This window comes from Caballeronia sp. ATUFL_F1_KS4A, assembly GCF_023630905.1.
In the GTDB taxonomy this organism is placed as follows: Bacteria; Pseudomonadota; Gammaproteobacteria; order Burkholderiales; family Burkholderiaceae; genus Caballeronia; species Caballeronia zhejiangensis.
The window spans coordinates 1-247 of sequence record NZ_JALQEB010000069.1 but is presented as its reverse complement, the minus strand read 5'-3'; the positions used below and the strand labels follow the sequence as shown (position 1 = coordinate 247).

The following is a 247-nucleotide window of genomic DNA, read 5'->3' as shown; positions in this document are numbered from 1 at the left end:
CCCATGAGCATCGCGCGAATTTCCGCATCGTTCGCGCCCGGGGTGCGGCCGTCCGTGAGCGCGGATGCGAGCGCCTGCACGAGATTCGAGCGGCTCACGATGCCGACCAGCCGCCCGTCGCGCAAAACAGGAACGCGTTTGATGTGACGGCTCTCTAGAACCGCCGCGATGTTTGCGAGCGAGGCGTCCTCGTTCACGCAAATGGGTTCGCGCGTCATGATGTCGCCGACCGTGCGCGCATGTGACT

The 247-nt window shown here is 65.2% G+C and carries 1 protein-coding gene; it reads right to left on the bottom strand.

Annotated features, from left to right (window positions below; genetic code table 11):
* Positions 1 to 218: CBS domain-containing protein (locus NCS03_RS31065; RefSeq protein WP_502801559.1), on the bottom strand; the 218-nt coding region annotated here is incomplete at its 3' end.
* Positions 219 to 247: the final 29 nt, after the last annotated feature.